General features: G+C 65.9%; 19 protein-coding genes. 10 read left to right on the top strand and 9 right to left on the bottom strand.

What is annotated here, in order from left to right; genetic code table 11:
• Nucleotides 1-14: 14 nt before the first annotated feature.
• Nucleotides 15-2,171, top strand: a complete 2,157-nt coding sequence (gene nrdE, locus AC57BR_RS15710; protein ID WP_306923999.1) for a class 1b ribonucleoside-diphosphate reductase subunit alpha — start codon at nucleotides 15-17, stop codon at nucleotides 2,169-2,171.
• A 105-nt stretch (nucleotides 2,172-2,276) separates the two neighbouring features.
• Nucleotides 2,277-3,251, top strand: coding sequence for a class 1b ribonucleoside-diphosphate reductase subunit beta (nrdF, locus tag AC57BR_RS15705; protein ID WP_496362159.1), 975 nt, complete (start codon nucleotides 2,277-2,279; stop codon nucleotides 3,249-3,251).
• An 87-nt stretch (nucleotides 3,252-3,338) separates the two neighbouring features.
• On the opposite strand, the gene AC57BR_RS15700 is transcribed toward nrdF, so the two are convergent.
• Both AC57BR_RS15700 and AC57BR_RS15695 read right to left on the bottom strand, forming a co-directional pair.
• A complete protein-coding gene (locus AC57BR_RS15700; protein WP_496362158.1) occupies nucleotides 3,339-3,611 on the bottom strand; it encodes a hypothetical protein in 273 nt (90 codons plus the stop codon).
• Nucleotides 3,612-3,832: 221 nt separating this feature from the next.
• Complete coding sequence (locus AC57BR_RS15695; RefSeq protein ID WP_496362156.1) at nucleotides 3,833-7,381, bottom strand: Ig-like domain-containing protein; 3,549 nt, start codon at nucleotides 7,379-7,381, stop codon at nucleotides 3,833-3,835.
• A gap of 305 nt (nucleotides 7,382-7,686) precedes the next feature.
• Here AC57BR_RS15695 and AC57BR_RS15690 point away from each other — a divergent pair, with 305 nt between their 5' ends.
• A complete protein-coding gene (locus AC57BR_RS15690) occupies nucleotides 7,687-8,127 on the top strand; it encodes a hypothetical protein (protein ID WP_496362154.1) in 441 nt (146 codons plus the stop codon).
• A gap of 74 nt (nucleotides 8,128-8,201) precedes the next feature.
• Here the strand turns inward: AC57BR_RS15690 and AC57BR_RS15685 are convergent, their stop codons facing one another.
• Nucleotides 8,202-9,233 (bottom strand): alpha/beta fold hydrolase, encoded by a 1,032-nt coding sequence (locus AC57BR_RS15685; protein ID WP_496362152.1) that lies wholly within the window; start codon nucleotides 9,231-9,233, stop codon nucleotides 8,202-8,204.
• Nucleotides 9,234-9,344: 111 nt separating this feature from the next.
• Between AC57BR_RS15685 and AC57BR_RS15680 the strand changes: the two genes are divergently transcribed.
• From AC57BR_RS15680 to AC57BR_RS15665, 4 genes are all read left to right on the top strand, one after another.
• Complete coding sequence (locus AC57BR_RS15680; RefSeq protein ID WP_496362150.1) at nucleotides 9,345-10,301, top strand: GlxA family transcriptional regulator; 957 nt, start codon at nucleotides 9,345-9,347, stop codon at nucleotides 10,299-10,301.
• A gap of 102 nt (nucleotides 10,302-10,403) precedes the next feature.
• Nucleotides 10,404-10,775, top strand: a complete 372-nt coding sequence (locus tag AC57BR_RS15675) for a hypothetical protein (protein ID WP_496362148.1) — start codon at nucleotides 10,404-10,406, stop codon at nucleotides 10,773-10,775.
• Nucleotides 10,738-11,658 (top strand): hypothetical protein, encoded by a 921-nt coding sequence (locus AC57BR_RS15670; protein WP_496362146.1) that lies wholly within the window; start codon nucleotides 10,738-10,740, stop codon nucleotides 11,656-11,658. Before AC57BR_RS15675 ends, AC57BR_RS15670 begins: the two co-directional genes overlap by 38 nt.
• A gap of 99 nt (nucleotides 11,659-11,757) precedes the next feature.
• Nucleotides 11,758-12,183, top strand: coding sequence for a ChaB family protein (locus AC57BR_RS15665; protein ID WP_496362144.1), 426 nt, complete (start codon nucleotides 11,758-11,760; stop codon nucleotides 12,181-12,183).
• Between the two features lie 2 nt (nucleotides 12,184-12,185).
• On the opposite strand, the gene AC57BR_RS15660 is transcribed toward AC57BR_RS15665, so the two are convergent.
• Nucleotides 12,186-12,710 (bottom strand): DUF2087 domain-containing protein, encoded by a 525-nt coding sequence (locus tag AC57BR_RS15660; RefSeq protein ID WP_496362142.1) that lies wholly within the window; start codon nucleotides 12,708-12,710, stop codon nucleotides 12,186-12,188.
• Nucleotides 12,711-13,076: 366 nt separating this feature from the next.
• Between AC57BR_RS15660 and AC57BR_RS15655 the strand changes: the two genes are divergently transcribed.
• The 3 genes from AC57BR_RS15655 (at nucleotide 13,077) to AC57BR_RS15645 (ending at nucleotide 15,494) form a co-directional block, all read left to right on the top strand.
• Entirely contained in the window at nucleotides 13,077-13,916 is an 840-nt protein-coding gene (locus AC57BR_RS15655) for an aldo/keto reductase (protein WP_496362140.1), read from the top strand.
• 9 nt (nucleotides 13,917-13,925) lie between these two features.
• Complete coding sequence (locus tag AC57BR_RS15650; protein WP_496362138.1) at nucleotides 13,926-14,438, top strand: mycothiol transferase; 513 nt, start codon at nucleotides 13,926-13,928, stop codon at nucleotides 14,436-14,438.
• Between the two features lie 81 nt (nucleotides 14,439-14,519).
• A complete protein-coding gene (locus tag AC57BR_RS15645; RefSeq protein ID WP_496362136.1) occupies nucleotides 14,520-15,494 on the top strand; it encodes a dienelactone hydrolase family protein in 975 nt (324 codons plus the stop codon).
• A gap of 7 nt (nucleotides 15,495-15,501) precedes the next feature.
• Here AC57BR_RS15645 and AC57BR_RS15640 read toward each other — a convergent pair whose 3' ends face one another.
• The 5 genes from AC57BR_RS15640 to AC57BR_RS15620 form a co-directional block, all read right to left on the bottom strand.
• Entirely contained in the window at nucleotides 15,502-16,107 is a 606-nt protein-coding gene (locus AC57BR_RS15640; RefSeq protein ID WP_496362134.1) for a DoxX family protein, read from the bottom strand.
• A 63-nt stretch (nucleotides 16,108-16,170) separates the two neighbouring features.
• Nucleotides 16,171-16,539: an Hpt domain-containing protein gene (locus tag AC57BR_RS15635; protein ID WP_496362132.1), complete on the bottom strand. Its 369-nt coding sequence runs from the start codon at nucleotides 16,537-16,539 to the stop codon at nucleotides 16,171-16,173.
• Nucleotides 16,540-16,684: 145 nt separating this feature from the next.
• Nucleotides 16,685-17,809, bottom strand: a complete 1,125-nt coding sequence (gene rlmC / locus AC57BR_RS15630; RefSeq protein WP_496362130.1) for a 23S rRNA (uracil(747)-C(5))-methyltransferase RlmC — start codon at nucleotides 17,807-17,809, stop codon at nucleotides 16,685-16,687.
• 45 nt (nucleotides 17,810-17,854) lie between these two features.
• Nucleotides 17,855-18,748, bottom strand: coding sequence for a ribonuclease Z (locus tag AC57BR_RS15625; RefSeq protein WP_496362128.1), 894 nt, complete (start codon nucleotides 18,746-18,748; stop codon nucleotides 17,855-17,857).
• 97 nt (nucleotides 18,749-18,845) lie between these two features.
• Entirely contained in the window at nucleotides 18,846-20,474 is a 1,629-nt protein-coding gene (locus AC57BR_RS15620) for an HNH endonuclease (RefSeq protein ID WP_496362126.1), read from the bottom strand.
• Between the last annotated feature and the right edge of the window lie 16 nt (nucleotides 20,475-20,490).

Genomic DNA, 20,490 nt, shown 5'->3' with positions numbered 1-20,490 from the left:
GAAAGGACGCGTCCATGGACACGGCCGTTGAAAAGCAGGAGAAACCGGCGCTCCCCGCTGCCTATAAGGGCCTGGGCTACCACGAGCTGAACGCGATGCTGAACCTGTACGGTCCGAACGGCGAGATCCAGTTCGAGGCTGACCGCGAGGCTGCCCACCAGTACTTCCTGCAGCACGTGAACAACAACACGGTCTTCTTCCATGACCTCGAGGAGAAGCTCGACTACCTGGTGAAGAACCAGTACTACGAGCGCGAAACCCTCGACCAGTACACGATGAACTTCATCCGTGACCTGTTCAACCGCGCCTACAAGAAGAAGTTCCGCTTCGAGACCTTCCTGGGCGCCTTCAAGTTCTACACGTCCTACACGCTGAAGACGTTCGACGGCAAGCGTTTCCTGGAGCGCTACGAGGACCGCGTGTGCATGGTCGCCCTGCACCTGGCCCGCGGCAACGAGCAGCTGGCCCTGCAGATGGTGGACGAGATCATCGAGGGCCGATTCCAGCCGGCCACCCCGACGTTCCTGAATGCCGGCAAGAAGCAGCGCGGCGAGCTGGTCTCCTGCTTCCTGCTCCGCATCGAGGACAACATGGAGTCGATCGGCCGCTCCATCAACTCCGCGCTGCAGCTGTCCAAGCGCGGCGGCGGTGTGGCGTTCGCGCTGACCAACATCCGCGAAGTCGGTGCTCCGATCAAGCAGATCGAGAACCAGTCCTCCGGCGTCATCCCCGTGATGAAGCTCCTCGAAGACAGCTTCTCCTACGCCAACCAGCTGGGTGCCCGCCAGGGCGCCGGTGCCGTGTACCTGCACGCCCACCACCCGGACATCTACCGGTTCCTGGACACGAAGCGCGAGAACGCGGACGAGAAGATCCGCATCAAGACCCTCTCGCTCGGTGTCGTCATCCCGGACATCACCTTCGAGCTGGCCAAGAAGGACGAGGACATGTACCTGTTCTCGCCGTACGACGTCGAACGCGTCTACGGGATGCCGTTCTCCGACGTCTCGGTCACCGAGAAGTACTACGAGATGGTGGACGATTCCCGGATCAAGAAGACCAAGATCAAGGCGCGAGAGTTCTTCCAGACCCTCGCCGAGATCCAGTTCGAGTCCGGCTACCCGTACATCATGTTCGAGGACACCGTTAACCGGGAAAACCCGATCGACGGCAAGATCATCATGTCCAACCTCTGCTCGGAGATCCTCCAGGTCTCGCAGCCCACGACGTACCACGATGACCTGTCCTACGACGAGACCGGCAAGGACATCTCCTGCAACCTGGGCTCGCTGAACATCGCGAAGACCATGGATTCGCCGGACTTCGGCCTGACCATCGAGACGGCGATCCGCTCGCTCTCGGCTGTCTCGGACATGTCCAACATCACCTCGGTGCCGTCCATCGCCCGCGGCAACGACCAGTCGCACGCCATCGGCCTGGGCCAGATGAACCTGCACGGCTACCTGGCGCGTGAGCGGGTCCATTACGGCTCCGAAGAGGGCCTGGACTTCACCAACATCTACTTCTACTCCGTGGTGTTCCACGCGGTCCGCGCGTCGAACCTGCTCTCCATCGAGACCGGCCAGACGTTCGGCGGCTTCGAGAAGTCCAAGTACGCCTCCGGCGAGTTCTTCGACAAGTACACGGAGCAGGAATGGGTGCCCCAGACCGAGAAGGTCAGGGAGCTCTTCAAGAACGTGCACATCCCCACGCAGGATGACTGGCGCGAGCTGAAGGCCTCCGTCATGGAGCACGGTATCTACAACCAGAACCTGCAGGCCGTTCCGCCGACCGGCTCGATCTCCTACATCAACAACTCCACCTCCTCGATCCACCCGGTGGCGTCCAAGATTGAGATCCGCAAGGAAGGCAAGATCGGCCGCGTCTACTACCCGGCGCCGTACCTGACGAACGACAACCTGGAGTACTACCAGGACGCGTACGAGATCGGCTACGAGAAGATCATCGACACCTACGCCGCCGCCACCCAGCACGTGGACCAGGGCCTGTCGCTGACGCTGTTCTTCAAGGACACCGCCACCACCCGCGACATCAACAAGGCGCAGATCTACGCCTGGCGCAAGGGCATCAAGACCATCTACTACATCCGTCTCCGCCAGCTCGCGCTGGAAGGGACTGAAGTCGAGGGCTGCGTCTCCTGCATGCTGTAACCCGCTGGTCGAGCCTGTCGAGACTGAGGGACGCGTACGACGGCGGGTGCCCGCCCGCCGTCGTACGCTTTAAGTAAGAACCCACCCAACTTTTTAGGGGATGACATGACCGAAAAGGTCAAGCTGCTGACGCACGTCGAAGCAATCAACTGGAACCGTATCCAGGACGACAAGGACGTAGAGGTCTGGAACCGCCTCGTCAACAACTTCTGGCTGCCGGAGAAGGTGCCGCTGTCCAACGACGTCCAGTCGTGGAACACCCTCACCCCGGCAGAACAGCAGCTGACCATGCGCGTGTTCACCGGCCTGACCCTGCTGGACACCATCCAGGGAACCGTCGGCGCCGTCAGCCTCATCCCGGACGCGCTCACCCCGCACGAAGAGGCCGTGTACACCAACATCGCCTTCATGGAGGCCGTGCACGCCAAGAGCTACTCCTCGATCTTCTCCACCCTGTGCTCCACCAAGGAGATCGACGACGCCTTCCGCTGGTCCACCGAGAACGAGAACCTTCAGAAGAAGGCCCAGATCGTCATGGACTACTACCAGGGCGACGATCCCCTCAAGCGCAAGGTGGCCTCCACGCTGCTGGAGAGCTTCCTGTTCTACTCCGGCTTCTACCTGCCGATGTACTGGTCCTCGCGCGCCAAGCTGACGAACACGGCTGACCTGATCCGCCTGATCATCCGCGACGAGGCCGTGCACGGCTACTACATCGGCTACAAGTTCCAGAAGGGCCTGGAGAAGGTTTCGGAGGCGCGCCGGCAGGAGATCAAGGATTACACGTTCGAACTGCTCTTCGAGCTGTACGAGAACGAGGTCCAGTACACGCACGACCTCTACGACGGCGTGGGCCTGGCCGAGGACGTCAAGAAGTTCCTGCACTACAACGCCAACAAGGCCCTGATGAACCTGGGCTACGAGGCCATGTTCCCGGCCTCCGTCACGGACGTGAACCCGGCGATCCTCTCGGCCCTGTCGCCGAACGCCGACGAGAACCACGACTTCTTCTCGGGTTCGGGCTCGTCCTACGTGATCGGCAAGGCCGTCAACACCGAGGATGAGGACTGGGACTTCTAGGTCTTCTTCTCTCTTCTTGTCTCAGGTCAGCCCTCCCGCGCATGAACGTGGGAGGGCTGACCTGTCCTGTCCCGTGCGCTCCCTTGGCTACCAGGTGAGCTTCTGGGCCTTGACCACATAGTGGCCGTCGCTCCCGGTGAAGGTGACGAGGTACCCGCGCTTGGCGCCGTTGACCATCATCTGGCAATCGGTGTGGGTGCCTACCTTGGTATCGGGGAAGTTCTTGCACTCCACACCTCCGATCTTGACGCCGGCGTTCTTGGGGTGGGCCCGTGCCATGATCCGGGCCGCCATGATCTTGCCGCTGGTCGCTGCCGTGAATTTCTGGGCTGCCGGTGTGGCGGCGGGAGCCGCGGTCACGGTAACGGTTGGTCCCGGCGAGGGAGCTGACGCGCCACAGCCGGCCACCGCCAAGGCTCCAAGTAGGGCCGCTGCCGACAAAGTAGTCCGCCTGATGTTCATCGCCATCCTTTCGATCCGAAGTGACGCATGCGCCGGCCTGGGACAGGCGGCGTTCGCAGAAAAGCCGTGGATCCGTGCCGCCGTCCTGACGCCGATTGCAGTCCGGGCGAGCTCCGGGGCTATCCGCTAACCACTCCTGTCCGTGCAGTCCAGACCAGCCGGCCGCCGCGGAAATCCGACTCCCGGCCGCCAGGAACAGCGAACTCGTCGGTGACTGGATAACCGAGCCGGCCTTTCTCCCCGCCCAGTGATGCCCACTTGGTCCGGATCGCGCCGTGGACCTCATGCGCACCGGTCTTCGGCGACCAGTAGACCGAGGCCCCGCCCGACCGCGAGAAGTGGCTGTACCGGCCCTCCCCGTCCGAAGCGGCCAGCTCGTCCGTCAGCGGATATCCGAGCAGGCCTTTCTCCCAGCCCAGCGCCGCCCACTTTGCCCGGATCGCCCCGTGGACCTCATGCGCGCCGGTCTTGGGCGACCAGTAGATTGAGGCCCCGCCCGAACCGGAGAAGTGGGTGTACCGGCCGACCTGATCCGGCGTGATCTTCTCGTCGGTGGTTGGGTAGCCGAGCGGGCCTTTCTCCGAGCCCAGTGCTGCCCATTTGGCCCGGATCGCCCCGTGGACCTCATGCGCGCCGGTCTTGGGCGACCAGTAGATTGAGGCTCCGCCCGAACCGGAGAAGTCGCTGTGCTGCCCCAGCCCGTCCGCGGTTGCCGCCACGTCGGCGGTCGGGTAGCCGAGCACGCCCTTCTCCCAGCCCAGCGACGCCCACTTGGCCCGGACCTCACCGTGCACCTCATGCGCGCCGGTCTTGGGCGACCAGTAGATTGAGGCTCCGCCCGACCCGGAGAAGTGGCTGTACCGGCCCACCCCGTCCGGCGTTACCCTCACGTCGGTGGTCGGGAAGCCGAGCATGCCCGCGGCGCCGCCCGCGGCCTTGTAGCTGGTGTAGACCGCGGCATGGACCTCATGGGCACCTGTTGCCGGCGACCAGCAGATCACCCCTGTGACAAAATCCTGGCACTTTCCATCCGCAACGGCGTACTGTCCGGTGAGCGCCCGCCCGAGGGAGGACGCGGGGCGGCCGGCGCCGATCTGTTGTGCCTTGACTGCGATCGGGTCGTCGGTGCCGCTGCCGGTGAGCATGACCTTCAGCTCGCCCTGGCCGTCATCCGTGGTGATCAGGTAGAACGTGTCCGGCGTGCCGGCCTGCCCCAGCGCCGCCGGCGTGAAGGTCACGCTCTGGAAGGCGGACTCACCCGGCGGGATGGTGAGGCCCTCGGAGATGGGCGTGGTGGTCGAGAAGACACCCTGCGGCGCCTTCGCCTTGGTGATCGTCATCGGGATATTGCCCGTGTTGTCTATGGTGAAGTCCGCCGTGGCCGATGTTCCCACCGGGACGTCCCCGAAGTCCAGCGCGGGCGGCATTTCCAGGTGCGCCGCGCCGGACACGGCGGTCGCGGTCAGCGGCACGGTCACGTTACCGCGGTCACTGGCGATGACCAGCGAGCCGGCCACCGGGTCCGCCGTCGTGGGGCTGAAGGTTACAGACACCGGAACCGAGGCGAGGGGCTGGATCTGCTGGCCCGCCACCGGCAGTGTGGCCGCGTCGACGCTCAGCTCCGCGCTGGCCGGCAGGGTAACGCCGGTGATCTCGACGACGGTGGCACCGGTGTTGACGATGTTGACAGTTTGCCGGTTGCTCGCCAGGGTCGGGACGCCGGTGAACTGGAGCGCGGCCGGGGTGGCGCCCAGGCCGTCCCGGGTGCCGACGCCGTGGATGCCCAGGAGCACGGTCTCGCCGTCGTCCGTCTTAACCGTCAGCGTGCCGTCCGCCTGCCCGGGAGCTGTCGGCGAGAAGGTCACCGGAACGGTCAGGCTTTCGCCGCTCTGCAGCGTCCCGGTAAGGCCAGCCGAAGTTCCGATCCCGAACGGCGCCCCTGTTGTGACCGCGCTGACCGTGACTGCCCGGGTGGCGGTGATGGTGACGTTGCCGGTCTGGGTGGCGCCTACTTCGGCCGTGCCCAGGTCGGTGTCCGTCGCGCCCACGGCTGCAGTTGTCGGGGCGCCGAAGCCGTGCACGTGACCGTCTCGGGTGCCGACGTATACCCGGCCGTTGTCAGTGGCTACCGAGGAGAACTTGGCGGCTGTCCCTATCGGGGCGCTGAACACCTGCTGGAGGGACCCCGTGCTGTCCGGGAGGGCGCGGTAGGCCCGCAGTTCCGCAGTGACCCCGGTTCCACCGGTGGAGTAGACCGCCCAGACAAGGGCGGAGGACCCGTCAGTGCCGGAAGAGGTCACCGCTGGCGCGCCCGACGTGTACCCAAACGTGCCTGTTGACGTTCCGACGGACGCGAGCCTGATCCCGCCCGTGCTGTCCGGCACAAGCTTGAACGCGCGCAGAAACCCCCTGTTTTCGACGGTGTAGATATACCCGCCGTCGCCCGTCCCGAGAAACGCGGGCCGTCCCCACACCCCGTTGTAAGGACCGGCCGCGTCCAAGACTGCATCGGTTCCGTCTGGCCCCTGCCCCATGCCGCCCAGATTGTCCCGGTCCAGCAGGTAGACGTGGCCGTCCTTGCCGACCTGGACCAGCAGGTGCGGGTGCTCGGGCGTGCCGAAGCCGTCAGGAATGGCAATCGGGGCTCCGGAACCCAGGTCGGTGTCGTTCTGGTCCAGCTTGAGGTTGTTGGCAGGGCTGAAGAAGTCGGTTGGGCGCAGGTTGCCGTCACTTCCCACCTGGACCCTGACCACCGATTCCGCGAGGGTGCTGGGAGGGAGTTTGCCCGGGCCAGCTTTCGGGGAGATGCCGTTCCCGGTGGCGAACAGGATCTGGCCGGGACCGTCGGATACCAGGCCTCCGCCGGACTGCCAGATCCCGCCCTCGGCATTGGCGTTGCCTGACTCCGTGGCCCACATCGTGGTCTGCCGTCCGCTGGTGGACACCCCGATGACGTAGCCGACGAAGGGGGTGTAGTCGCAGTGGCTGGCGAAGCCCGCGTACACCACCCCGTCCATGAGGAGCAGTCCGGGCCGCTGCATGGCGGTCATTGCGTTGAACGGGCGGGTCGGATCGTTGGTGGGGGCGCCGCTGATGAGGACGGGAAACCCGGCCCGCTCTGCCCCGGTCGCCTGGTCGAGGGAGTGCATGTACCAGTGCGGAAGCTGCGGGGTGGCTCCGTCGTTCGTCTTCGCCAGCAGGAAGACACTGTTTGTTGCCGGGTCGAAGACCGGCGTCGAGGTGATTCCGATGTTGGGCGTGAGGTCACCGCAGCTCACGGTCGACGCCGGCCAGGCCGGCCCGAGGGAACGCTGCCACTTCGTTTCCCCCGTGACACCGTCCAGCCCGTACACAGCGTTGTTCTCCGTCGCGGCAATCACAGTGCCGCCAACCACGAGCGGCTGGGCATAGACCTGCCCGTCCACCGCCGTGGAGAACAGCTTGCCGAAGTTCGACGACGAGACGGCCGACGGCGAGAGCGTGCCCTCGTTGCTATCCCATCCGGTCCGAAGCGTATCGTGGCCAATCGTCCCGACATCCGCGACGGCGACTCCGCTGACGGACAGCCCGGCGAATGCAAGTACTGCTGACAGAAGGGCGCACCAGGTGCGGCGGCGTTGCCGCAACGGGAGCCGGGAGGACAGCTTCGTAGCCGAGGCGCGAGTCAACGCCCCAGTCTTTTGTCGATCGCGCATGTTTGAGACCTGCTTCAGACCGTGGTTGGACTAGGCGCCGTGTCCGATGCAGCTGGGGAATGCATCGGGCCCGGTTGTCCTGACTGAGGTCTCCCCAACCTTCAGCTTCAGGACGATCCCACTGTCTGTGTCGACCCCTAGGAAAAAGTGGGTGTCGACCCGCAAGAAACTCGATTGCCACCCCCCAAATGAGGGGGTTGGGGCATCGCCGAAGACTGCACGAGGCCCGTCGGGGGCCCGAAGGCGCCACGATTTCTGCAGGGGCGTAGCCTCGTGACATGGGAAAGCTGCCACGGCTGGTGTCGATCGCCTCTGTACTGATGATCGCGGCCTGTACAGCCCCGCCCGAATCATCACCAGAGTTGCAGGTTGAATCGGAAAGCCAAGGGCTTCTCCCCAGGGAAGCTGTCACATCTGCACCGTCATCCCCCCGTGCTGGCGACCCGACGCTGCCCTTTCCCTTAGCGGGCTGGCTCGAAAGCGGAAGCAAATTTGCCATTGTCATTGGCGGAAGTTCCAGCTGCCCGGCTTATCCTTCATCGCTGGAGGTCGTGGACAAGCACCGGATGACAATCGGCATTGGCACAAGAGGCGGGCCAATTTGCACAAGCGACTGGGTTGGACGCACCTACGTGATCCGGACACCTGAAGGCATTGACCCGACTGATGAAGTGACCGTCCAGTACGGCGACACGGTGGTTCGGCTTCCGGCTCTGTAAGAACCGGCGTCCCGCAAGCGGAAAGCTGGGCAGCCTTGCCGACCAGGGGACGGACTCCGGCATGGCCTGAACCGTCAATGCGCTCCGGGCACGTTGGCGGCCAGGAAGGCTTTGATCTTGCTGGCCATGGCCGGCGCCTGGGTCCAGTGCAGGTAGTGTCCGCCGGGGATAATGGCGATTTCGTGGTGCCGGACGTTTTGCAGCCGGCTCTCGTGCAGCGCAGCGTCCGGTGCGGTTTCCTTCGCCGATGCGAGGAAAGTGAGCACGGGGACGTCGTCCGGGTAGCGCATTGCCTGCACCTTGCGGGCGTTGTCGGCGATCCGATTGGTCTCGTCGAGGACGGATGGATTGCCGAAGTTCCAATTGGCCATCATGCGCATCTGATCCCGCTCACCGGACGTGTAGGCCGTGCCGTCCGGTTCCACGAGGCCGGGTGCGAGCATGGTGGCCCAGCGGACCAGGCCGCTGGCAGCGATCAGACCTTCCCAGTTGATGCCGCCGGCCGGGACACTGGTCTGGTCCGCGTGGATGGTCCCGGCGGCGGGAACCGTGGGGTCGATGCCGATGATGGCCGAGACGTCGTTCCGGTACCGGTTGGCGTAGGCGAGCGTGTAGAAACCGGCGATGGAATGGCCGCCGAGAACATATGGCCTGGGAACGTCCGCTTTCGCGAGGGCCTCATGCAGCTCGGCGGTGATGTTCTCGATGGTGCGCTCCACAGGGGGCTGGTCGCTGTACCCGTAGCCGAACCCTTCCACGACCACGACGTCGTAGTCCCCGAGCTCCCGGATGAGCGGTGCAAAGTCCACTGCCGGTGCCGGCGTGCCTAGACCGCTGAGCAGCACGACGGACTGTCCGGTCCTGCCGTTCCCTGGTGTGCGCACGACGTTGAGGGCACCGTGGCTTGTCTGCACCCTCTGCCCGTACTGCGCGGTTGCTGACCGCTCCGCCTGGTTCATGGCCAGGTTGGCGGCCGTGGAGGCAAGAAGGAGGCCTGCCACAATGGCGGCCGCAACACCCACGGTGCGAAGCCTGCGGCGCGGTGTTTTGCTTCGTGCATCTCCGCGCGCGGTCAGCGGCGGCGCTGAAGGTCGAAAGTTGGTCATGGACTAAGACTGCCAACCTGCAGCAGTGCGGGGGAGTGGCAAAAATTGCCAGCATGAAAAGGATCCTGCCGGCAGGGATCCGGACAGCGGCCCCGTGGGTACAGTGGCCTCATGCACCGTGTCGTTGCCCTGGCGTTGCCGGACGTCGTCGCCTTTGACCTTGCGATTCCAGCGCAGGTTTTCGGCCATGAGGACGAGCGGAAACTGTACTCCTTCAGTGTCTGCGCCGCCGAACCCGGTCTGGTCCCGACCACAACCGGGTATGCCATTCATGCCGCGGAGGGGCTCGAGGCCCTTCTGTCAGCCGACACCATTGTTGTGCCCGGGTTCAGCCCGCTCAACGACCCTCCGGCCAGCGTCTGCGAAGCGCTCCGTGAGGCGGCGCGGAACGGAGCCCGGGTGGTGTCCGTCTGCACCGGGGCTTTCGCGTTGGCGGCTGCCGGCCTCCTTGACGGGAAACGCGCCACAACGCATTGGCGAGACGCCCAGCGCCTCCAGACCCTGCACCCGGCGGTCGCCGTCGACGCCGGGGTGCTGTACATCGACGACGACGGCGTCAGCACCAGCGCCGGTGTGGCGGCCGGGATCGACCTGTGCCTGCATCTGGTCCGTAAAGACCACGGCACCGAGGCAGCGAACCGCATCGCCCGGCGGATGGTCGTGGCCCCCCACCGCGAGGGCGGACAGGCACAATTCATTGAACGCCCCGTAGCCGCGCCGCTGACCCACTTCGCCGAAACCTGCGCCTGGGCCAGGCAGCATCTGGCTGAACCGCTGACCGTCATCGACATGGCCACCCATGCAGGCTGGGCCCCCAGCAGCTTCGCCCGCAAATTCCTGGCAGAGGCGGGAACAACACCGCTGCGCTGGCTGACCAGCCAGCGCATTGCCGAGGCCTGCCGCCTGCTCGAAACGACCGACCTGACCGTGCAGGCAGTAGCGGCCAGGTCAGGCCTGGGAACGGCAGCAAACTTCCGGCTCCACTTCATGCGCGAACTCAACACAACGCCCTCCAGCTACCGACGCCTCTACCAGGGACGGAACCGCCGCCAGACGCGGGAATCCTAGTGGCCAGGAGCACGCCCCTGAGTGCAGCGCGCCGGGTGGCACGCCGCGCGAATGGTCAGTACCGCCGTCGTAAGAACAGCCGCACAATCAGTCAGGGGCAGCATGAGCAAGAACGGCCGGAACCGGAACAAACGCAAGGGTCCCGCTGGCACGGGACGTTCCGCCGCACGCGGCTCTTCGCCCGCTTCCCTGAGCTCATTCCGTGCCGCGCGGGCAGTCGACTCGCTCGCGCCGGCATTTGTCCGGTGGTTCGACGACGGCACTCCGGGTGCTGCTGCCACAGCCCTCGAGTGCCTGGCAGCCATAAAAAGTGTTATGGGCCGCTACATGGACCCTGTGGCCGCTGCTGACCTGACACGCCTTGATCCTGTGGTCCTGGCCGACGCGCTCGCTGCCGATCTCGCCTCCACGGCGGTAGACGAAGACGACGACCGTGGTGAGTTTGTCATCGCCGCCGTGCACGGGTTTCGTTAACTTTCTCGCGGACACTGAGCGGTGGTCAGGTTCAGCGGAACAGCTCGCCGAGGTCCTTGACCTGCTTGGCGCCCTTCTGGGGGAGACGGAGGATTGGAGCCTCGTCGACGTGCCGGTCATTTCCGACGACGACGCCCTGCCGGTCTTTTCGGAGCTCCCGCTGGTCCAGCGGACGACGGCACTGCTCCAGTGGATCGGCGACGCAAAGCCTGTGACCGGAACCGGGGCGCTCCGGACGAAGGACATCGAAGCGGCGGCGGCGTGTGTCGGACTGACGGTCAGGGGTGGCCCCAAGCAGGCCGGAGCCCCACAGTCCGCAAACGGCGGTTCGGAACAGCCCGTCCCGACAGTCCGCAGCATGTACGAGGTGCCGCTGCTGGCGCAGGTGTGGGAGGCGCTGGCCCGCACTGAACTGATCAAGGTCGGCCCAACGAAGGCGGTGCCGTCGCCGGCCTCCGCCGTCTTCCAGGCTGGCGACACCTCGGACCGGCTGGAGGAACTGGTGTTCTTCGTAGACCAGTTCCTCGCGGCCTCCGTGCTCGGCTATGACCCTGAGCAGCCGTGGGAAGTCCTCGTTGCCGCAACCGTGGCCTCGATCCTGCTGGCGGCGGCCTCGGAGGATCCTCCAAGGACGGACGCTGTGCTGGACCCCCGGGCAGGTGCGTCGCCGGAGGAAAAGGCCACGGTCGGGTCGCTGAAGGTCGCGGCCATGAACCAGCTGGAAGCACTCGCCGAGCAGGGGATCCTGACGATCGACACGCATTTCCGGGTACCGCCTCCCCTGGTCCGGTGCATTGCGAACACCTATGAGGACGCAACGGTGCTGGAGGACCTTGGCCTGCTCGACATCCCGGACCTCGACCTGGATTCCGAGGACGCCTAGGAGACAATTTTGCCCTGCGTGCCCATGCGAAAGCCCAGCATCGGTGGCAAGCTGGTTCCATCTGCATGATTTGTCTGTTGATGAAGGAGCGTGGGTGGCATGCCCAAGACCGGCAAGGACGATCACGCCCGCAAGGAAGAGCTTCCCTCGACCCTGCAGCGTTCGGAGCAGAAAGCCCAGGACACTTTCGCCAAGACCTACGATTCAGCGCTGGAGTCCTATGACAATGACGAGAGCCGGGCTGCCCGGACAGCCTTCGCATCCCTAAAGCACAGCTACGAGAAGGTGGGCGACCACTGGGAACCGAAGGAAGACCCCGGTCCCTCCGACCAGCACGCGGCGGAGGGACTGGATTCGCCTGCGCCCACCGCGGGAGGCGTGGATGCGAACGCCTCGAAGGAGCACCTCTACAGGCTGGCCCAGGAACTGAACGTCGAAGGACGGTCGAAGATGGACAAGGACGAACTTGTCGAGGCGCTCCAGAAGGCCAATGATGCCGCCACCCGGAAGGCGCGGGGCGACTGAGCCTATCCGCCTTTGGGGCGAAAGTAGGAGGATCCCGACGGCGTCCGCTCCAGCACCCCGAAATCGATCATGTACCGGCGCAGCAGCACCACATCGTCGGTATAGCTCAGGAGCCGTTCATTGACCTTTCGTTCCGTGAGCTCCTCGCCCGGTGCGAAGGTCTCGCCGGCGATCCAGGCCAGGAGTTCCCGCCGCTCCGCCTGGTTGGCCGGATACCTGTCGATCCGGCCAAGACGCATGAACCGGGCCACTCCAGTCTGCGGCTGGCGTTTGGGCTGTTGCGTGAGAAGGTCGCGGAAGATCGACTCGGATGCCTCCAGTTCATTGCCCGCGGTCCGCTCGACCAGGCCTGCGTCGAGCAGGGCGGCGATGGCCCGGTCGCGCCGTTGGCCGCCCGGAGCCGAAGCAGCGGCGGTGGGACCGGCCCCCAGCACTATTTGTGCGTAGGCGGTCCGCGCATCGCTGTTGGCGAGGGCCGCCATCACCCGACGCCAATGCGGCCCGCTCTGCCTGGTCTCCCTGCTCACCGCGCTTCCCCTTCAGTTGCTCTGGCCTCCCGGATCGCTGCCGGCAAGCTTTGGCGGGTACGACAGGCAAAATCGTAGTCCCGGCTGGTTCAGGCCGAAAGGCGCCAACCGCCCGGCTGCCAGGGGGTGACCAAAACCGCTGGCGCCCGCCCGACGTCGTGATGTGAAATGGTCCCGGGGCCACTATCAGTGAGCGGGCCCGAAACGGCAGAGAACAACCTGGGCTATTGCGCTGGCCGTGTTGGGCGCATGGCTTCCCGAAGTCATACCAATGGTCCAGGTGGCCCGCTCACCCTTAGGGTCCTCCGCCGCCGGCCCGGTGGCAGGCATACTTAGGATGACCCGCCCCAGCAACGGAAGAATCTGATGACGCCACACCAAGCCGTACCCAATGTCACCCTGAACAACGGTGTCCGGATCCCGCAGCTTGGCTTTGGCGTCTTCCAGGTTCCGCCGGAAGAGACCCAGCGGATCGTGGAGGACGCTCTGGAAGCCGGCTACCGCCACATCGACACCGCGGCGGCGTACGGCAACGAGGCCGCCGTCGGCGCCGCCATCGCTGCCTCTGGGATCCGCCGTGAGGACATCTTCCTCACCACCAAGCTGCGCAACGGCGAACAGGGTACGGCCCGGGAAGCCTTCGCGACCAGCCGCCGTAAATTGGGCGTCGACTACGTTGACCTGTACCTGATCCACTGGCCGGTGCCGTCCCGGAACCTTTTTACCGAGGCATGGAAGACGATGGAGCAGCTGCACGCAAGCGGCGAGATCCGTGCGATAGGCGTGTCAAACTTCCTGGCGGACCACCTGGATACGCTCCTTCAGTCGGCGGACGTCGTTCCGGCGGTGAACCAGTTTGAGCTGCACCCCACGTTCCAGCAGCCCGAACTGGCGGCGAAGAGCCGCTCCCTGGGCATCGCCGTGGAAGCGTACAGTCCCCTGGGCCAAGGTACTGATCTGGACGCTGCGGCAGTGACATCCGCAGCCGACAAGTACGGCGTCACCCCTGCCCAGGTTGTGCTGGCCTGGCACCTCGCCCGGGACACCATCGTCATTCCCAAGTCAGCCAACAGCGGCAGGATGAGGGACAACCTGGCGGCAGTCGGCGTCGTACTGACACCTGCCGAGCTGGCCGACATCACCGCCCTCGAAGCCGGTGCCCGCATCGGTTCTGACCCTGCCGTCGCCGCCCACAGCCAAATGTAAGGGGACCCGATGAAATCCAATGACCTGTTGCTGGACGCCTTTGGCCGCATCCGCGAAATCGTGGATGCCACGCTCGAAGGGCTCGACGACGCGAGCCTGGCCCGCCGGCCAGCGGGCAACGGCAACTCCATTGCATGGCTGATCTGGCACCTGAGCCGGGTAGAGGACACGCAGGTTGCCTCCGCGGCCGGGCTGCCACAGGTCTGGACCTCGCAGGGCTTTGCCGGCAGGTTCGGCCTGCCGCTTCCCGAACGGGACACCGGCTACGGCCATTCGTCGGACAGGGTCGACGCCGTGAGGGCCCCGCGGGAGCTGCTCGCCGAGTACTACGAGGCGGTCCACCGGCAGACCGCGGACGTTCTGAGAACGCTCGGTGACGGTGACCTTGACCGTGTCGTCGATACCCGGTGGGACCCGCCGGTAACCTTCGGCGTCCGGCTGGTCAGCACCATTGCGGACTGCCTTCAGCACGCGGGGCAGGCAGCTTACGCCCGGGGCCTGAAAGGCGGCGTGCAGGACTAGCAGGCAGCGGGTTGCCGGCCGTGCCTTGTCTGGTGTTGGAGTTGGGAGGAGGATAAGCGGCAAAAACTCCAGGAGGCCGTGATGACCCAGCTTGGCAAGTTTGAGAAGTACCTGATCGAGGAATTTTTCGACGACTACCGTGCCGGGGCCATGAGCCAGCACACCTTCACACGCCGGGTCGCGTTCATCACCGGCAGCATGGCTGCGGCGTCCGCCGCGATGCTCCTGGTTGGGTGCACGCCCCAGGAAGTTCCACGCAGCACGGACCCCATGCCCACTCCCACCCCGACGTCGGGGACCGCCACCGGCACCGCCTCCGGAGGCGCTGTTCCGGGGGCGAAGAGCCCGCTGTCCGTTCCCGAGGGGGCAGCGGGAATGACGACGTCGACAGTGACGTTCCCGTCGGGCGGCACCGAGATCAGTGGTTACCTCGCCAGGCCCGAAGGAGGGAAGCCCGGCCCGGCCGTCCTGGTCTGCCACGAGAACCGCGGGCTGACACCCCATATCCAGGACGTGGCGCGGCGCTTCGCGAAGGAAGGTTACGCGGCCCTGGCGATCGACCTGCTGAGCAGGGAAGGCGGCACGGCGAGCCTGGACCGCGATGCCGTTCCGGGAGCCCTGACGCAGGCCGGCGCCCAGCGGCACGTTGCGGACTTTGCAGCGGGATTCGATTACCTGCAGAAGCAGGACTTCGTCGAGCCGGGCCGCATTGCCATGACCGGCTATTGCTTTGGCGGGGGCATCACCTGGCAGTCGGCGGTAGAGATAACCGGGCTCAAGGCAACGTCGGCCTTCTACGGTCCGGCGCCTGATCTGGACAAGGTGCCGTCCATCAAGCCTGCGGTGTTTGGTGTCTACGCAGAACTGGACGACCGGATCACCGGCCCCATGCCGCAACTCCGGGATGCCCTGGCGGCTACGAGCGTCCGCAACCAGCTCAAGGTTTATCCGGGCGTTGACCACGCCTTTCACAACGACACCGGCGAACGCTACAACGAGCAGCAGGCAACTGCCGCCTGGAACGACACACTGGTGTGGTTCAAGAAGTACGTCTAACGGCTGGCTAACCCTCGGTTGCCTGGCTTGTGCTGTCCGGGCCCGCGGCGTCCGCGATCTCTCCGGCGTCCGGGCCGGACGTGTCGTGGGCCAGTGCCTTCTGCCGGCGGTACACCTGGATGGCAATGGCTGTCGGAATGACAGCCAGGGCCAAAGCCCGCATCCAGGGGCGGTCCAGGACGTGGCCGGTGACGGAGTCGAGGGAGAAGCTGCCCGGCCCGCCAATCGTGAAGGAAGCTGCCGCAAGTCCCAGGACTGCCGGGTATTCAAGGCCGCCCTCGGTGGCGAAGAATCCGTTGGGGGCATGGACGCTGGCCGCAACACCCATGGTGGTGGCAGCAGCTGCCCCGGCAGCCGGAGTGCCGAGTCCCAGCGCCAGGGCCAGGCCGGCGCCCGCTTCGCCGAGCCCGGCGAGGACCGCGCTAGGCTTCGCGGGCCGGAACCCCATGGCGTGCATGCCTTTGCTGGTGCCCTCGATCCCGCCGCCGCCGAACCAGCCGAAGAGCTTCTGGGTGCCGTGGGCTATGAGGACGCCGCCCAGGCCCACGCGGAAGATGGTCTGTGCTGCTGTGGCGGCGACTGGGGCGACCGGACTGGTGCTCGTGCGGCTCATGTGAATCCTCCTGTAAACGGTTCAGCCGTTCGGCTGCTCTTCAGGCGATCTTGTCCGACGATTCTACGTCCGCGGGAGGTACCCTTGGCGTCCGGCTTCACGTACCAGCAGCCGGATGTTCGCGTACAGCACTGCCCTGACCGCATCGGGCTCCAGCCGCTGCCCGCGCCGGATGCGTGATTCCAGTTCCTTGCAGCACCGTTCCAGCCGCAGCGCTCCCGCCATGGCGGACGTTGCCCGGAGGCTCACGACGGCGTCCGCCGCCATCCGCGGGTCACGGCCTGCCAGGGCGCGGAGGATCTTCGATGCCCGATCCGGCAACATCTGCAGGTAGTCATCGATGAAGGCCTCTGCGAAAGCGGGGCCCACCTCGGCGGCAAGGACCTGCAGTGGACCGGCGTCCAGGATAGGGATGTCTTCCGGGCCGGTCACTTCCCACCGCCTGCTGGTGTCCCCTGCATGTCCCGCCCATCGGTCCGTGCCGCGACCTTGCTGCGCGGCTTACCGGACACTTTCCCGTGGGGACCTCAAGACGGGAGAAACTTTTGCCGATGTTCGGATCAAGAATGGGGACCGGCTAGGACCGCTCGAGCAGCACCATCACTTCGTAGTGCGTGGTTTGCGGGAACATGTCCAGCACGCGCGCCCGTCGGGCGGTGAACGAGGGGAGAGCAGCCAGGTCGCGCGCCAGTGACTGCGCATTGCAGCTGGAGTACACCACGTGCTGCACTGAGGACGATTCCAGCCAGCCGCACAGTTCCTTGCCGATGCCGCGCCGCGGCGGATTGACGATAACCAGTTCTGGCGCCTCGTCCGCGGCGACGGCAAAGGCAGTGGCATCGCCCGCCTGGAAGTCCATGCGCTGCAGGCCTGCCTCGTCGCTGCTGAGTCTGGCCGAAACGATGGCTTCGCGGCTGGTTTCAATGCCGGTGACGTCGCGGGACGGGTCAGCGCAGTGCAGGGCAAAACCGCCGACGCCGCAGTACAGGTCCCAGACCGACGCCGGAGCCAGTTCGGTGACCCACTCGCGCCCCTGCCGGTACAGGGCAGCTGCCATCTCGCTGTTCGTCTGGAAGAAGCTCTGCGGCCGGAGGTGGAGATCGAGGTCATTGACGCGCATCCGCAGCGTGGACTGCCCGGTGAGCAGAATCTCGCGGTCGCCTTCCAGGACAGCCTTGTGTTCCGGGTGCAGGTTGACCGAGACAACCTTCAGCTGGGGCAGGGCGGCCAGGAGGGTGGGGAGGTGCTGCCGGATGCGCGGCACCAGCTTTTCCGAACGCAGGACCAGGCGCAGCATGATCTCGCCGTCGGGGGACTCAGTAACGATCAGGTGCTTGAGCTCGCCGCTGCGCCGGGGGACGTCGTAGGGCGTCAGGTGGGCCCGGCTGATGAAGGCCGCCAGGACGGGGAAGCAGGCGAGGAGCCCCGGGGAGCAGACGCCGCATTCCCGAAGGTCAACGCCGCGGCCCTCGGCGTCAAGGATCCCGATGGTGGGGTTCTTGGCCGTTCCGCCCACCACCATCTTGGCCTTGTTGCGGAAGCCGGACTCGCGGCTCGCCACAGGCGGCAGCCACTCTACGGACGTATGGTCGGAGAGAAGCGTCTGGCAGTGCAGCTGCTTGCCGGCCAGCTGCTCGTCGTAGGGCCTGCCCATGTGGGTGCAGGAGAGGCAGCGGGCGGCATCGAAGTAGGAACATTGCATGTCCCGTTAATTCTACTTTTTCTGCAGGCTTCTTCTGGCCGCGGGTCAGGACGGCGGCCGCTGCCGTTTGGGAAGGCTGATCCTGTCCAGATCATGGGCAGGTACGACGGCGGTCCCTCCTGAGCGGGCCCGTGCCTGTTGGGCCAGGATCTCCACGTCGCCGTACCGGGAGGAAAAGTGGGTGAGGACCAGCGTTCCGGCGCCGCCGTTGGCGGCCAGATCCCCGGCCTGCCCGGCTGTGAGGTGCGAGTACTGCGCCGCCAAAGTGGCGTCGTCGTCGCTGAAGGTGGATTCCGTGACGAGGAGGTCGACGCCGTCAGCCAGGCCCTCGGCCCCCTCGCACGGCGCGGTGTCCATGATGAAGGCGAAGCCCTGGCCGGCGCGCGGAATGCTGACGTCCTCAAGCCGCACACCCTGCAGAACCCCTTCCCGCTGCAGCCGGCCCGCGTCCGGACCCGTGATGCCCGCCGCCGCCAGCCGCTTCGGCAGCATGGTCCGGCCATCCGGCTCGGTCAGCCGGTAGCCATAGGTTTCTATGCGGTGGCGCAAGGGCCGCACTTCGAGCCCCGGAGCGATTTCCCCGGCATCCGAGTGGGGTTGCAGGCGAAGGTCGATGCCGGGCGAGGCCACGGAGACGAGCGCCCGGACAACGTCCTCTCCGGAAGCCGGGTAGTGCAGATACACCGGGTGCTTCACGCCGTCCAGGGCCATGCGGGACAGCACGCCGGGAAGCCCGTAGCAATGGTCGCCGTGAACATGGGTCAGGCAGATGCGGGTGATCTGGTTGGCGGAGACACCCGCATGGATCATCTGCCGCTGGGTGCCCTCGCCGGGGTCGAAGAGGAGGCCCTCGCCGTCCCACCGCAACAGGTATCCGTTGTGGTTACGCGTCCGCGTCGGGACCTGCGATGCGGTTCCAAGGACGACGAGTTCGCGCATGTCACCGAGTGTCTCACAGGCAGGACCGTCAGCAGGCGAGCGGCCGGGAATGGGGGCGCTCGCAGGCAACAGCGTTTGTCGACATCAGCGCTTGGCGTCAGTCCGTCCAGCCCGGCGCTGTCGGCTCCCCGATGAACGTTCCCGGGAGCGGCGGTGCGGTCGATTGGTAGCTGTGGCCGGTGGGTGTGGTGATTTCGATGGTGTGCCTTGGGCCGGGTCTGGGCTTTGCTTTCCAGCCGGGGAGTTCCTTGGTGTGGTTGCACGCTTCGCAGAGCCCGGCACCGTTGGCCAGGGTGGTTGGGCCGTCGTCGTGCCAGGGGATGATGTGGTCAAAGTGGCGGATGGGGGCGTCGCAGTAGGGGGTGCGGCAGGTGTCGTCCCGGATTTGGATGAAGCGGCGCAGCGGTGCCGGGAAGAGGCGCCGTCGCGAGTCCATGGCGACGAGGTCGCCGGTCCCCGGGGCGGTGTAGAGCCTCCGGAACCAGATCTTGAGCTCCTCGCCTCCTTCTTCCGGTCCCTGGGCCTCCTTTTGGCTGAGCAGGTTGCGTGCCCAAGCTGCGGGGACGGTGCCGTAGCCGGCGAGGCGGGCCGGTTCGCTGTCGCCTTGGAGGAGGGTGTGGTCGGTCATGACGAGGTTGATCTCGATGCCGGTGATGCCGGCGGGTGTGCCGGTGGTCCTTTCGACCAGGGTGTCGGCCATGGCCTGGTCGCGGGATCGCGGGTCGCCTGCGGCGCGGAGGGTGTCGGCGTTCCGGGTCAGTGCCGCGAGAACTGCGACGCCTTCGTGGACGGGCAGCAGCGCTGTCAGGTAGGTCATGCAGTCCGGGGCCGGGCGCAGGCTCACCCGGCGTTCGGAGGCGGCATGGCTGGCGCGTTGGGCCACGGAACGGGGATCCCTGCGGATCGCGGCGCCGCGGACCGCGGCGATGACGGCCCGGGTCCCGGCACCGTTGAACGTTCCGGTATCGGCGGCGAGTTCCTCATCAACCGCGGCCCGGTCGGCCGGACTCAGGCAGGCGGTCTCCTTCGCCAGGTGCATGACGCGTTCTTCGTTCAGCTGCCCGGTGTCCAATGCGGCCAGGGCGTGGGGCATCTGGACCAGGGCTTTGGCTGTCCCGAGCAGCCGTTGCCCGCGGTTCGGGGACTCGCTCCGGGCCAGCGCGATCTGTTCGGCCGCGCCCAGGTTGTGTTCCGTGGGGAGGTCCTTGCCCAGGTCCTCGGCGGTGAGCGGCGGCCGGTCGGTGGATTCCTGCCGGAGCCGGGCCTCGAAGGCCACCGAAAGCCTTGCCTGTTGCCCGGCGGCCCAGCACTTGACGTTCTCGTACCCGCGGACCTGATCGATCAGCCCGGCATTGTCGGCGGTGAGATCGGCTGCCCGAAGAAGCCACCCCAAGGTTGTTGTAGGCCGCCCGGCCAAAGTGTGCCGGGTGGTGGCGGCGCTGGACGGAATGCCGTCGTGAAAAGCACCGTCGTCGAAGGGTCTGTCATCAAGGAGGTCCCCGTCGAAAGGACGATCGGCAAAAAGAGCCTCGGGAAACGGGTCCTCCGGCAACGAAGCCGGAAACGCGGCGTCGAGATCATCGTCATACGGCAGCCCGTAGTACGGATCGACGTCGGGCATCAGGGCGTTAGGGACGTGGAAAACACCGTCAGTAACGCCGGCAGCTTGCAGAAGAACGCCATGCGGCGCGCCCGCTGTCAGTGCCGAATTCCCGAAGCTGTCCATGAACACAGTCTGCCAA

It is taken from the genome of Arthrobacter sp. BGA-UO-ETr-C19, assembly GCF_059568005.1.
The sequence above is the reverse complement of the archived record's forward strand: the minus strand, read 5'-3'. Positions and strand labels throughout refer to the sequence as shown.

Excerpts from the sequence above, each read along its gene's own strand:
- nrdE (WP_306923999.1), top strand. The coding sequence starts at position 15 with ATGGACACGGCCGTTGAAAAGCAGGAGAAACCGGCGCTCCCCGCTGCC.
- nrdF (WP_496362159.1), top strand. The coding sequence starts at position 2,277 with ATGACCGAAAAGGTCAAGCTGCTGACGCACGTCGAAGCAATCAACTGG.
- AC57BR_RS15690 (WP_496362154.1), top strand. The coding sequence starts at position 7,687 with ATGGGAAAGCTGCCACGGCTGGTGTCGATCGCCTCTGTACTGATGATC.
- AC57BR_RS15685 (WP_496362152.1), bottom strand. The coding sequence starts at position 9,233 with ATGACCAACTTTCGACCTTCAGCGCCGCCGCTGACCGCGCGCGGAGAT.
- AC57BR_RS15680 (WP_496362150.1), top strand. The coding sequence starts at position 9,345 with ATGCACCGTGTCGTTGCCCTGGCGTTGCCGGACGTCGTCGCCTTTGAC.
- AC57BR_RS15675 (WP_496362148.1), top strand. The coding sequence starts at position 10,404 with ATGAGCAAGAACGGCCGGAACCGGAACAAACGCAAGGGTCCCGCTGGC.
- AC57BR_RS15665 (WP_496362144.1), top strand. The coding sequence starts at position 11,758 with ATGCCCAAGACCGGCAAGGACGATCACGCCCGCAAGGAAGAGCTTCCC.
- AC57BR_RS15655 (WP_496362140.1), top strand. The coding sequence starts at position 13,077 with ATGACGCCACACCAAGCCGTACCCAATGTCACCCTGAACAACGGTGTC.
- AC57BR_RS15650 (WP_496362138.1), top strand. The coding sequence starts at position 13,926 with ATGAAATCCAATGACCTGTTGCTGGACGCCTTTGGCCGCATCCGCGAA.
- AC57BR_RS15645 (WP_496362136.1), top strand. The coding sequence starts at position 14,520 with ATGACCCAGCTTGGCAAGTTTGAGAAGTACCTGATCGAGGAATTTTTC.
- AC57BR_RS15640 (WP_496362134.1), bottom strand. The coding sequence starts at position 16,107 with ATGAGCCGCACGAGCACCAGTCCGGTCGCCCCAGTCGCCGCCACAGCA.
- rlmC (WP_496362130.1), bottom strand. The coding sequence starts at position 17,809 with ATGCAATGTTCCTACTTCGATGCCGCCCGCTGCCTCTCCTGCACCCAC.
- AC57BR_RS15625 (WP_496362128.1), bottom strand. The coding sequence starts at position 18,748 with ATGCGCGAACTCGTCGTCCTTGGAACCGCATCGCAGGTCCCGACGCGG.
- AC57BR_RS15620 (WP_496362126.1), bottom strand. The coding sequence starts at position 20,474 with ATGGACAGCTTCGGGAATTCGGCACTGACAGCGGGCGCGCCGCATGGC.